The organism is Actinoplanes sp. DH11 (genome assembly GCF_020873875.1).
GTDB lineage: Bacteria > Actinomycetota > Actinomycetes > Mycobacteriales > Micromonosporaceae > Actinoplanes.
Window position 1 is genome coordinate 203379 of the sequence record NZ_JAHWGU010000004.1, and the last position, 12326, is coordinate 215704.

Genomic DNA, 12326 nt, shown 5'->3' on the forward strand with positions numbered 1-12326 from the left:
ATCCTCGGACGACCCGACTCATAGGTCCAATGTCAAAGATCTGGGATACCGATAGATTCGATTGATAGGTTGGCGCCATGCTCGACGTCACCCGGCTCACCGTGCTGGTCGCCGTGGCACGGCATGGCTCGGTCACCGCGGCGGCACGCGCGCTGCACTATGCCCAGCCTTCGGTCAGCCACCACCTGGCTCGGCTGGAGGCGGAGACCGGCAGCCGGCTCGTTCAGCGCGTCGGCCGTGGCATCCGGCTCACCGATGCCGGCCGGTTGCTCGCCGACCGGGCCGAGGAGATCCTGGGCCGGCTCGCGGCGGCCGAGGCCGAACTCGCGACGCACACCGGGCTGCTGGCGGGCCGGGTCCGGCTGGCCGCCTTCCCCTCCGCCCTGAGCACGCTCGTGCCGGCGGCGGCGGCCGGGTTCGCCGCCGCCCACCCGGGGGTGGACCTGCGGTTCACCGAGGCCGAGCCACCCGAAGCGGTCCGGCTGCTGCGCGGCGGCGAGGTGGAGGTGGCCCTGGTCTTCGCCCATCCCGACGAGGCGTCACCGGACTTGGACGGCCTGCGTCACGAGCCGTTGCTGACCGACGGCACGAACCTGGTGACGCCGCCGGACTGGACCGGCGACCGGCTCGCCGACCACCGGGACCGGCCGTGGATCGGTGGGTGCGAACGGTGCCGGGCCCGGCTGGTGACCGCCTGCGCGGCCGAGGGTTTCGTGCCGGACGTCCGGTTCACCACCGACGACTACGTGGCGGTGCAGGCCTTGGTCGCCGCCGGCATGGGTGCCACCACGCTGCCGGGGCTGGCGCTGGCCGCCCACCGCCACCCGGGGGTCCGGGTCGTCCCGCTGCCGGGCGCCGGGCGGGTGGTCTCGGTCGCGCTGCTCGGCGAGCCGCCCGACCCGCCGGGCACCACCGCCCTGGTGGCGCACCTGCGGGCCGCCGCCAGATCGTAGGAAGCGCCGGCTACCCGGCGGATCTCAGAGGGCGCAGCCCTCGACCGGCGGCAGTGGCGCCGGCTTGCCGATGGTGGGCAGGCCCAGCGAGACGCCCTTGAGCTTGGGGCGGATGCCGGCCTCGTGCGCGTCACCGGCGCGGGTGCGGCGGTGCGACAGCGGGTCGCCGTCGGCGTTGAGGTGGTGCGGCGCGGCGTAGGTGACGACCGTCTCGACGATGTCGCCGGGCCGCGGTGCCAGGGCGCCGGTCAGCTCGCCGGTCGCGAAGTGGACCAGGCGGCCGTCGCGGGCGCGGCCGCTCATCCGGCCGGTGCGCTCGTCCTTGCGCCCCTCGCCGACCGCGACCAGGACCTCGACCTTCTCCCCGACCAGCTTCTTGTTCTCCGCCCAGGTGATGTCCTCGAGCGTGGCGATCAGGCGTTCGTAGCGCTCCTGGACGACAGCCTTGGGCAGCTGGTCGTCCATCACCGCGGCGGGCGTGCCGGGACGCTTGGAGTACTGGAAGGTGAACGCGCTGGAGAACCGGGCCCGCCGGACCACCTCGAGGGTCTGTTCGAAGTCCTCGTCGGTCTCGCCGGGGAAGCCGACGATGATGTCGGTGGTGATCGCGGCGTCCGGCATGGCGGCGCGGACCTTCTCGATGATGCCCAGGTATTTCTCCTGGCGGTAACTGCGGCGCATCGCCTTGAGCACCCGGTCCGAGCCGGACTGCAGCGGCATGTGCAGCGAGTGGCAGACGTTCGGCGTCTCCGCCATCGCGGCGATCACGTCGTCGGTGAAGTCTTTCGGGTGCGGACTGGTGAACCGGACCCGCTCCAGGCCCTCCACCTCGCCGGTCGCGCGCAGCAGCTTGCCGAAGGCCAGCCGGTCACCGAACTCGACGCCGTAGGAGTTCACGTTCTGCCCGAGCAGGGTCACCTCGAGGACACCCTCGGCGACCAGGGCGCGCACCTCGGAAAGGATGTCGCCGGGCCGGCGGTCCTTCTCCTTGCCGCGCAGCGACGGGACGATGCAGAACGTGCAGGTGTTGTTGCAACCCACCGAGATCGAGACCCAACCGGCGTACGTCGACTCGCGCTTGGTGGGCAGCGTGGAGGGGAACACCTCGAGCGACTCGAGGAGCTCGACCTGCGCCTCCTCGTTGTGCCGGGCGCGCTCCAGCAGCGCCGGCAACGAGCCGATGTTGTGGGTGCCGAAGACGACGTCGACCCAGGGCGCCTTCTTGACGATGTCGCCCTGGTCCTTCTGCGCCAGGCAGCCGCCGACCGCGATCTGCATGCCCGGGTTCTTCAGCTTGGTCGGGCGCAGGTGCCCGAGGTTGCCGTAGAGCCGGTTGTCGGCGTTCTCCCGGACCGCGCAGGTGTTGAAGACCACGACGTCCGCCGCGTCCGCCTCCACGGCGCGCACATAGCCGGCGTCCTCCATCAGGCCGGAGATCCGCTCGCTGTCGTGCACGTTCATCTGGCAGCCGTAGGTGCGCACATCGTAGGTGCGCGGGGCGCCCTGCATCTCGGTAGTCATGGCAATTGACCAGGCTACCCGTTACGCCACGGCGGGCCGCTCCGGCGTCGGGTCCGGCTTGAACCGCGAACGGTCACATCCGGCCGGCGAGGCGCACGCCGGATCCGAGCCGGTGCACGGCCGGACGTGCCGGCGTTCCGGGCCGTCGTCCGTCTCCACCTCGGTGACGTGCACCGGTCGCAGGGTCCCGTCCTGCTCCGCGAGCACGTACCGCGTCGGGTTGAGGGTGTCGTCGGGAAGCAGGACCTCGGTGCGGAGCCGGACCGCGACGGCGCTCGCGATGGTCTCCTCGGCCAGCTCACCGGGTGCGAGGTAGACGTCGACCAGGGTCGGGAAGTCACCGCCGACGTGATAGACGTCGCAGAGCAGTGCGCCGGGAACGGTGGTCTCGATCTCACCGACGGGGCGTTCCAGGGCGCCGGCGAGGGCGCCCCGCACCCGCTCCGCGTCGAGCCGCTGGGCGGCACACCAGTTCCAGAGGCCGTCCGCCATGCCCACCATGCTGTACACCTCTCCCGCCCTGATCGGGCTGTGTTACCGCTCCGTGACCATTCTCGACACGATCCGATACTGACGTGCCCCTAGGGTGTGTCCATTCGAGTGAACCGACAACGAGTGGATGGACCAGGGGTGACAGGCGAGGCTCTGATCGTTCTGGAGAACGTCAACAAGTGGTTCGGACCCTTGCACGTGCTGCAGGACGTGGATTTGTCTGTCGCACGCGGCGAGGTCGTGGTCGTCATCGGGCCCTCCGGATCCGGCAAATCGACCCTGTGCCGGGCGATCAACCGGCTGGAGCCGATCGACTCCGGCACGATTACTTTCGACGGACAGCCGCTCGCGGCGGAGGGCCGGGCGCTGGCCCGGCTGCGCAGCGAGGTCGGCATGGTGTTCCAGTCCTTCAACCTGTTCGCGCACAAGACCATCCTGCAGAACGTGATGCTGGGACCGGTCAAGGTGCGCAAGGAGAAGCCGGCGGTGGTCCGTGAGCGGGCCATGTCGCTGCTCGAGCGGGTCGGCATCGCCAACCAGGCCGAGAAGTACCCGGCTCAGCTCTCCGGTGGCCAGCAGCAGCGGGTCGCGATCGCCCGCGCGCTCGCCATGCAGCCCAAGGCCCTGCTCTTCGACGAGCCCACCAGCGCGCTCGACCCGGAGATGGTCGGCGAGGTGCTGGACGTGATGACCTCCCTGGCCCGCGAGGGGATGACCATGGTGGTGGTCACCCACGAGATGGGCTTCGCCCGGCACGCGGCGAACCGGGTGGTCTTCATGGCCGACGGCCAGCTCGTGGAGCAGGCGGCACCGGAGGAGTTCTTTGCCAACCCGAAGAGTGAACGCGCCCGCGATTTCCTCTCCAAAATCTTGACGCATTGATCAGAACACCAGTTTCGAGGAGCGTAAACATGCGCATCACCCGATTTGCAGCGACCTTCGGCGCGCTCACCATGGCGTTGGCCGTGGCGGCGTGCGGCGGTGGCGACAGCGAGAGCGGCAGCTCCGGCGGCGCCTCCGGCATCGTCGGCAAGGCCACCAACGACAAGAAGCTGGTCATCGGCGTGAAGGCCGACCAGCCGGGTCTCGGCCTGCAGACCGGTAGCACCTACACCGGCTTCGACATCGAGATCGGCAAGATCATTGCCAAGGGTCTCGGCGTCGAGGAGAGCGGCATCGAGTGGAAGACCACCGTCTCCGCGAACCGCGAGCCGTACATCCAGCAGGGCCAGGTGGACCTGGTGGTCGCCACCTACACGATCAATGACGAGCGCAAGAAGGTCGTCAACTTCGGTGGGCCGTACTTCATCGCCGGCCAGGACCTGCTCGTCCCGGTCGACTCGACGATCACCGGCCCGGAAGCCCTCAAGGGCAAGAAGGTCTGCTCGGTGAGCGGCTCGACCCCGGCCAAGCGGATCCAGACCGACTACAAGGACGCCCAGCTCCAGCAGTTCGACTCGTACTCCAAGTGCGTGACGGCGCTCGCCGGCGGCCAGGTGGACGCGGTCACCACCGACGACATCATCCTCGCCGGCTACGCCGCGCAGGAGCAGTACGCCGGCAAGTTCAAGGTGGTCGGCAAGCCGTTCAGCGAGGAGCCCTACGGCATCGGCCTGAAGAAGGACGACAGCGAGGGCTGCAACAAGATCAACGAGATCCTGAAGGCCGCCGCGGCCGACGGCTCGTACAAGAAGGCGTGGGACGACTCGCTCGGCAAGAGCGGCACCGCCGCGCCGGAGCTCGACACCACCAAGCTCGCGAACTGCGCCTGACCTGACTGACCTGAGCGGAGCCGGGGCGACCCGGCTCCGCTCACCTGTTGCCGAAAAGGTGACGATGGACGTCTTCTCCGACCCCTACAACGTCGACGTGTACGTGACCGGGTTCCTCTGGATCCTGAAGCTCACGGCGGCATCCACGGTGGGCGCGCTCGTGCTCGGCGTGCTCCTCGCCGCGATGCGGGTCTCGCCGGTGCCGGTGCTGCGCGGCTTCGGTGCGGCCTGGGTGAACGTCTTCCGGAACACCCCGCTCACGCTGATCATTTTCTTCTGCTACTTCGGCCTCTTCTCGACACTGGGCTTCTCGGTGTCCGACGAGATCGACCTGAACAACTACTGGCTCGGCGTGATCGGCCTCTCGGTCTACACCGCCGCGTTCGTCTGCGAGGCGATCCGGTCCGGCATCAACACGGTGCCCGCCGGGCAGGCCGAGGCCGCACGGGCCATCGGCATGTCGTTCCGGCAGACGCTCACGATGATCGTCCTGCCGCAGGCCGGCCGGGCCGTCGTCGCGCCGCTGGGCAGCATCTTCATCGCACTGTCGAAGAACGCCACGATCGTCGGCACGATCGGGCTGATGGAGTCCTCCAACGCGATGAAGGAACTCATCAACGCGAACGGAGACGCGGTCATCCCGATCTTCCTGGTCTTCGCCGGCACGTTCGCCGTCGTCCTGATCCCGGCCGGCTACGGCTTCGGCTGGCTCGCGAACCGGCTGGCGGTGAAGAGGTGAGGAGCGAAGCGATCGAACTCCGGCAGCTCAGCCTTGAACATGGCGGCTCGGAGCGAAACGGAGAGCCGGCATGAGCACGGATGCGGTCCTTTACGACCACCCGGGTCCCCGCGCGAAGATCCGTAACGCGGCGCTGACCGTCGTTTTCGGTCTCGTCCTGCTCGGGCTCGCCTACTGGGTGTACGCCAAGTTCGACGAGAAAGGCCAGTGGGCCGGGGCGCTCTGGAAGCCGTTCACCGCGCTGAGCACCTGGACCGACTACATCCTGCCGGGCCTGGGTTACACCCTCGGCGCGGCGGCGGTCGCGATGGTCCTCTCGCTCACGTTCGGCATCGTGTTCGCCGTCGGCCGGCTCTCCGACCACCGCTGGGTCAGGTACCCGGCCGGTGCGGTCGTGGAGTTCTTCCGCGCCGTACCCCTGCTGCTCCTGATGTTCTTCATCTTCTTCGGTGTCCCGTTCATCACCGAGCAGCCGATGTCGATCTTCTGGGCGGTGGTCATCGGCCTGACCCTCTACAACGGGTCGGTGCTGGCGGAGGCTTTCCGGGCCGGCATCCACGCGGTGCCGCGCGGGCAGAGCGAGGCGGCGTACGCGCTCGGCATGCGCAAGAGCCAGGTGATGCGTGAGGTCCTCGTACCGCAGGCCGCCCGTTCCATGCTGCCGGTGATCGTCAGCCAGATGGTCGTGCTGGTGAAGGACACCGCGCTCGGCTACATCATCTCCTACAGCGAGCTGCTGCAGATGGGCGTCAACAACGTCGCCGCGAACTTCGGCAACGTGGTGCAGGCCGCGATCGTCGTCGCCGCCATCTTCATCGTCGTCAACTCGATCCTGACCGCGCTGGCCGGGTGGCTGGAACGACGGACCCGCCGCAGTGGCCGGGCGCCGCGCACCAAGGGCCAGCCGGTTCCGGCCGGGCTGGTCCAGACCGGCGAAGCCGCCGGCGACTGACCGAGCGCCCTCCTACCGGGCCAGCTCCGTGACACGCGACTCCCTGACGACCGTGACGCGGATCTGGCCCGGATAGGTCAGCTCCTCCTCGATCTGCTTGGCCACGTCGCGGGCCAGGACCGCCGCCCCGATGTCGTCGATGTCGTCCGGCCGCACCATCACCCGGATCTCCCGGCCCGCCTGCATGGCGAAGACCTTCTCCACGCCGACCTTGCCGGCGGCGATCTCCTCGATGCGTTCCAGGCGTTTCACGTACGCCTCCAGGCTCTCCCGCCGGGCGCCCGGCCGCCCACCGGAACACGCGTCCGCGGCCTGCGTCAGCACGGCCTCGATCGTCTGCGGCGGCACCTCGTTGTGATGCGCTTCGATGGCGTGCACGACGTCCTCGTGCTCGCCGTACTTGCGGGCCAGATCCGCGCCGATCAGCGCATGACTGCCCTCGACCTCGTGGGTGAGCGCCTTGCCGATGTCGTGCAGGAACGCCGCCCGCTTCATCGTCGGCACGTCCAGTCCCAGCTCAGCCGCCATGATCCCGGCGATGTGCGCGGTCTCCACCAGATGCTTCAGCACGTTCTGGCCGTAGCTCGTGCGGTACCGCAACCGACCCAGCAACTTCGTCAGCTCCGGGTGGATGTCGGTGATCCCGACGTCGACGAGCGCCTCCTCGGCGGCCCGGTCACAGAGCCGTTCCACCTCGTTCTTGGCGCTGTCGAAGACCTCCTCGATCCGGTGCGGATGAATCCGGCCGTCCAGCACCAGCTTCTCCAGCGTGAGGCGGCCCACCTCCCGGCGCACCGGGTCGAAGCAGGACAACAACACCGCCTCCGGGGTGTCGTCGATGATCAGGTTCACCCCGGTGGTCGACTCGAACGCCCGGATGTTGCGGCCCTCGCGGCCGATGATCCGGCCCTTCATCTCGTCACTCGGCAGGTGCAGGACACTTACCACGCTCTCCGCGGTCTGCTCGCTCGCGATCCGCTGAATGGCGTCGACGACGATGTGCCGGGCCCGGGTGTCCGCCGTGTTCTTCGCCTCGATCTCGATGTCCCGGACCAGGATCGCGGCCTCCCGCTTGGCCTGCCCCTCGATCGCGTCGATCAGCTCCGCCTTCGCGGTCTCCGCGGTGAGCGCGGCGATCCGCTCCAACTCCCGGCGCTTCGACTCCTCCACCTTGGCGATCTCGGCCTCGCGCTTGGCAAGCGTCGCCTCCCTGGTGTTGAGCTCGCTCTCCCGCGCGGCCAGGCGGCGCTCCCGCTCGACGAGGCGCTCCAACTCCTCGGAATGCAGCCGCTCCCGCTCGTCGATCCGGGCGGCCCGGCGCTCCACCTCGGCGGCCTGCTCCTTCGCGGTGGCATTGAGCAGCGCGATCTCCCGCTCCCCGGACCGGCGGGCCTGCGTACGGAGCTGCTCGGCGTCGGCCTCGGCCTGCCGGTGCGCGTGCTCCAGAATCGTGTCGGCCTCGCTGTGCGCGGCCTCCAGGACCCGGCGGGCCTCGGCGCGCGCCGCACCCGCCTCCGCCTTGGCGGCGGCGGTCTCCGCACGCACCGAAGCAGCCTTCGCGTTGGCGTCGGCCACCTTCGCCTGCGCCGCGCCGACGGCCTGCTCCTGCCGGTCCTGCGCGTCCTGCCGCTCCGCGTGCAACTGACGCAACGCCCTCGACCCGAGGACCAGCCCGGCTATCACCGACGCGGCGAGCACGATGACAGCAATCACGAGCACCCAGTCCAGGGGGGTCATCTCGCCGCGTCTCCCTTCGCCGCCGGCGCGATGTGCACGCGCGCGGCCATCCTGCGGGATGCCCGACCAAAGCAGTGATCGCAACCGGCACCGGGAGTCTCCGGGGTTGCACGCTTCACCGCCGGCCTTGCGACCGGCCCCATCTCCGTCCGCCCGGCGACCCCGGGGGTGCGCCTTCCGCCGCTCCCGCTCGCTGAACGGCTCGCGGTTTCGCTCGCCGTCCCCGGCTTGCGGTTCCGGTCGCCTTCCGGCCTGCGGGCTCGGTCGCCTTCTGGCCTGCGGGCTCGCTTGCCGTCCGGCTTCCGGCTCCGGGCCCGCCGACTGGCTGTCGGCTGCCTTTCGGGCTGCCGCTCGCGAATCCGCCTGCCTTTCGGGCTGCCGCTTGCCTTATCGGCTGCCGCCTGCCGGTTCGCTGGCTGCCGTCGGCTGCCGGGTTTGCGGTCCGGTTGGCTTACCTGCCGCCGGCTGCTCACCTGCGGCTGGTTGCGCCCGCACGCCGGCAGTTGCTCGGCCGCCGCCGGATGGCTCACCCGCTGCCGCCGCCGGCTGCATGCCTGCCCTTGGCCGGGCGTTCCCGCCGCCGCCGGCTGCATGCCTGCCCTTGGCCGGATGGATCGCCTGCCGCAGGTGCGGCCGGCTTCGGGTGTGCTTCGCCGCAGGCGTGGCCGGTGGGCCGCGCCTGCGCGCTCGCTCCGCGATATGCCGAAGTCGCGGCCCGGGCTGGATGCTCGGGTCGCCCGGTCCTGTTGCGGGCCTCAGCCGTTCGCTGCGGTCTGGGCGGGCGCTTCGCCTCAGCGGGTTCGCTGGGACTTCCATGTCCGCTTCGCCGTATAGCTATGGCTTTGGCCGCCTTCGGTGACCGGCTGTACAGCGGCTGTGTCGCGGTAGCCGCTCGGCACATGCGGTTGACCGCTGGCTGGCACGGATGCCGCCGGCGACGGAGCAACCATGCGGAGAGGTGATCTCGGCTCGAGTTACAGGTGCACTCGGGCTCCGTCACGCCGCCGGATGCCATCCGTCCCCGACGCGGCAGTCGCCGTTCGGATCGGAGTGTGTGGAGTTGTGGGCCCGACTGCCGATATGTCGCACCTTCGGGCGCGGGTTCACGACCGGGAGGAGCATCGACGAGTACGGGGTGAAGCGCTCAAGTGATGCCGTAATGTAATGCGATCTATGTTGTGTCTGTTGCTTACGATGGTCGAACAAACCTTGTGTAACGCGAGGCTAGGTCGCGAGCACCGCTTCGGTCAAGGACTCATGATTCGGCAGCGGATAGGACGTAGGGCACAGACGCGCTTACGCCCAGCTCACGATCGCGCCGGGCATTTCCGACGTACCGTGTGATGACGCCCCAACAGTCGTTACCAACCCGCAACCGAGGCCCCGCCCATTATGGCCCGCGCCGCAACTGTGCGTAGCTGTGAACCCAGCGCGCCCAGCCGCCAGCCCCGAGCCACCGGCATGGACCGGAGGCCGGATGCTCGCGAATGGGTTAGAAGCTCACAACAGGACTATATCGGTGAGCGGTGCGGAGGCGTGCCCAACCGCACCGGCAACCTCCGCCGACGACCCGTCGCCCGGGCCACCGGTCCCGCGCAGCGGAAGCTCGGCAGCGGCGGTCGCCCTGGGGAGCGGAAGAGCCGGCAGCCCCGATCGCCCTGCGGAGCGGAAGGGCCGGCAGCCGCGATCGCGCTGCGGAGCGGAAGGGCCGACAGCGGCGATCGCCCTGCGGAGTGGCGATTCAGTCGGCCGTGCTGAGTGCGGCATCCTTGTCGCGACTTCTCCGCCGTGCGTTGTCCGCGGTGCAGGACCGCATCGTCGTTGTCCTGGACGCGGCCCATCTCCAGCGACCAAGCATGAAGCCCTCGGTCAGGAAGAGACGTCGGTCTCGTCGGCCAGGGCGTCGGCGTCTATCGCGTCCGCGAACTCGGCGGCTTCGGCGTCTCGGGCGGCCAAGGCGTCCTTGACGGCGCGGATGGCGATGCCGGCCGGGTAGCCCTTGCGGGCGAGCATTGCCACGAGGCGGCGGAAGACTGCTTCCGGCGTACCCGTTGCGGTCCGCAGCTTGCGGTCCACCAGAGCGCGCGCCGTCGCGGCCTCGGACTCGTCGTCGACCGACTCGAGGGCCTCGCTCGCTTCCTCGGCACTCACGCCGCGCTGGCGCAGCTCGTTGGCGAGCGCACGGCGGGCCAGGCCGCGGCCGTGATGCCGGCTGGAGACCCAGGCACGGGCGAAGGCGGCGTCGTCGATGATGCCGACCTCGTCGTAACGGTCGAGAACCTCGGCGATCACCTCCTCGGAGATCTCCTTGCGCGCCAGCACCTTCGCCAGCTCGGCGCGGGTCCGGGGGCGGACGGCCAGCTGGCGGAGGCAGATCTCGCGCGCGATCTCCGACTCACTGCGCTGCTCGGTGGGCCGGGGAGGACGGGCCGCCGCACCGGACCGGCCGGCCTCGTCGGGCAGGCCGCCCAGGTCATGACCGCCCAGGTTGTAACCGCCCAGGTTGTAACCGCCCAGGTTGTAACCGCCCGGCGACGGATCGCCGGGCGGCAAGCCCTCGTCGGAGGAACGTCTGCGTCGGGACGTGCCTCCCCCGCGGGCGGGCCTGGCCTCCCCCGCGGGCGTGTCGTCCACGGCCCGGGGCGGGATGGCATCCCATCCACGCCCGGACCGTGCACCACGTCGACCGGCCATCGCGGTCGGCCGGATCAGAAGTCGACCGGCGGCAGCTCAGGGCCACCGGCGGCGTCACCGGTGGTCTGGCCCACGCCGAGCTTCTCCAGGATCTTCTTCTCGATCTCGGCAGCGACGTCGGGGTTCTCCTTGAGGAACTCCCGCGCCTTCTCCTTGCCCTGACCGAGCTGGTCGCCGTCATACGTGTACCAGGCGCCGGACTTGCGGATGATGCTCTGCTCGACACCGACGTCGATGAGCGAACCCTCCCGCGAGATGCCCTTGCCATACATGATGTCGAACTCGGCCTGCTTGAACGGGGCGGCCACCTTGTTCTTGACGACCTTGACCCGGGTGCGGTTGCCGACGACGTCGGTGCCGTCCTTCAGGCTCTCGATGCGGCGCACGTCGAGCCGGACCGAGGCGTAGAACTTCAGCGCGCGACCACCGGTCGTCGTCTCCGGCGAGCCGAACATGACGCCGATCTTCTCGCGGAGCTGGTTGATGAAGATCGCGGTGGTGCCGGAGTTGCTGAGGATACCGGTGATCTTGCGGAGCGCCTGGCTCATCAGCCGGGCCTGGAGACCGACGTGGCTGTCACCCATCTCACCCTCGATCTCGGCACGCGGCACGAGGGCGGCGACCGAGTCGATGACGATGATGTCCAGCGCGCCCGAGCGGATCAGCATGTCCGCGATCTCGAGCGCCTGCTCACCGGTGTCCGGCTGGGAGATCAGCAGGGCGTCGGTGTCGACACCCAGTGCCCGCGCGTAATCCGGGTCGAGGGCGTGCTCGGCGTCGATGAACGCCGCGATGCCGCCGGCCTTCTGCGCGTTCGCCACCGCGTGCAGGGCAACCGTGGTCTTACCGCTCGACTCCGGCCCGTACACCTCGATGACGCGGCCTCGCGGCAGGCCGCCGACGCCGAGCGCCACGTCGAGGGCGATGGAGCTCGTCGGGATGACGGCGGTCTGCACGACCGGCCGCTCCCCGAGCCGCATCACGGAGCCCTTGCCGAACTGCTTGTCGATCTGCGCCAACGCTAGTTCGAGCGCCTTTTCCCGATCCGGACCTGCCATTGCCGCCACCCCTATGTTCGACTTCGCGTTCGCGGTCTTCGCCGAAGTGCTTCTGTTCACCACGGCCGACACGGTATGCGGTGGGTACGACAAAAATCTCCCACCCCGCCTCCACCTGTGGATGGCCGAGCCGCTGTGGACAATAGCCGAACACCTGTACGACTATCGAGCGACACGCCAGAACAAGCGTACGAAAAACGCGTCACCGCAGGCGGGAGGGCACCCGATCGGGGTAGTCGGCCACCACTGCTCGCCAGATTGTGACGGTCTCGACACCCTGTGCAATCGCTTGGTCGATTGTCCGGCCGCCCAATGATGCGAAGGCGTGATCCGCCGCGATGCTCCGCGCATACGCCGCGCCGAATGTCTCCTCGAGACGTCCCCAGAAATCTGTCAGCCGCACCGTAC

At 69.4% G+C, this 12326-nt stretch carries 11 protein-coding genes; 5 read left to right on the forward strand and 6 right to left on the reverse strand.

Features of this window, described 5'->3' with window-relative positions; translation table 11 throughout:
- The first annotated feature begins 77 nt into the window (after positions 1-77).
- Positions 78-953, forward strand: a complete 876-nt coding sequence (locus LPA41_RS08075; protein ID WP_229069312.1) for a LysR family transcriptional regulator — start codon at positions 78-80, stop codon at positions 951-953.
- 24 nt (positions 954-977) lie between these two features.
- On the opposite strand, the gene miaB is transcribed toward LPA41_RS08075, so the two are convergent.
- Positions 978-2474: a tRNA (N6-isopentenyl adenosine(37)-C2)-methylthiotransferase MiaB gene (miaB, locus tag LPA41_RS08080; RefSeq protein ID WP_229069313.1), complete on the reverse strand. Its 1497-nt coding sequence runs from the start codon at positions 2472-2474 to the stop codon at positions 978-980.
- Between the two features lie 21 nt (positions 2475-2495).
- On the reverse strand, positions 2496-2966 hold the full coding sequence (locus tag LPA41_RS08085) for a hypothetical protein (RefSeq protein WP_229069314.1): 471 nt from the start codon (positions 2964-2966) through the stop codon (positions 2496-2498).
- A gap of 138 nt (positions 2967-3104) precedes the next feature.
- On the opposite strand from LPA41_RS08085, the gene LPA41_RS08090 reads away from it, so the two are divergent.
- The 4 genes from LPA41_RS08090 to LPA41_RS08105 all read left to right on the forward strand — a co-directional run bounded on the left by LPA41_RS08090 (position 3105) and on the right by LPA41_RS08105 (position 6429).
- Complete coding sequence (locus tag LPA41_RS08090) at positions 3105-3848, forward strand: amino acid ABC transporter ATP-binding protein (RefSeq protein WP_308036524.1); 744 nt, start codon at positions 3105-3107, stop codon at positions 3846-3848.
- Positions 3849-3877: 29 nt separating this feature from the next.
- Entirely contained in the window at positions 3878-4738 is an 861-nt protein-coding gene (locus LPA41_RS08095) for a glutamate ABC transporter substrate-binding protein (protein ID WP_229069315.1), read from the forward strand.
- Between the two features lie 64 nt (positions 4739-4802).
- Positions 4803-5477: an amino acid ABC transporter permease gene (locus LPA41_RS08100; protein WP_229069316.1), complete on the forward strand. Its 675-nt coding sequence runs from the start codon at positions 4803-4805 to the stop codon at positions 5475-5477.
- Between the two features lie 70 nt (positions 5478-5547).
- On the forward strand, positions 5548-6429 hold the full coding sequence (locus LPA41_RS08105; RefSeq protein ID WP_229069317.1) for an amino acid ABC transporter permease: 882 nt from the start codon (positions 5548-5550) through the stop codon (positions 6427-6429).
- 12 nt (positions 6430-6441) lie between these two features.
- Here LPA41_RS08105 and rny read toward each other — a convergent pair whose 3' ends face one another.
- The 4 genes from rny to LPA41_RS08125 form a co-directional block, all read right to left on the reverse strand.
- Positions 6442-8166: a ribonuclease Y gene (gene rny, locus LPA41_RS08110; protein WP_229069318.1), complete on the reverse strand. Its 1725-nt coding sequence runs from the start codon at positions 8164-8166 to the stop codon at positions 6442-6444.
- A gap of 1869 nt (positions 8167-10035) precedes the next feature.
- Positions 10036-10860 carry a regulatory protein RecX gene (locus LPA41_RS08115; RefSeq protein WP_229069319.1) on the reverse strand — a complete coding sequence of 275 codons (825 nt, stop codon included), beginning with the start codon at positions 10858-10860 and terminating at the stop codon, positions 10036-10038.
- Between the two features lie 14 nt (positions 10861-10874).
- On the reverse strand, positions 10875-11918 hold the full coding sequence (recA, locus tag LPA41_RS08120; RefSeq protein WP_229069320.1) for a recombinase RecA: 1044 nt from the start codon (positions 11916-11918) through the stop codon (positions 10875-10877).
- Between the two features lie 202 nt (positions 11919-12120).
- Positions 12121-12321: a DUF3046 domain-containing protein gene (locus tag LPA41_RS08125; RefSeq protein ID WP_229069321.1), complete on the reverse strand. Its 201-nt coding sequence runs from the start codon at positions 12319-12321 to the stop codon at positions 12121-12123.
- Between the last annotated feature and the right edge of the window lie 5 nt (positions 12322-12326).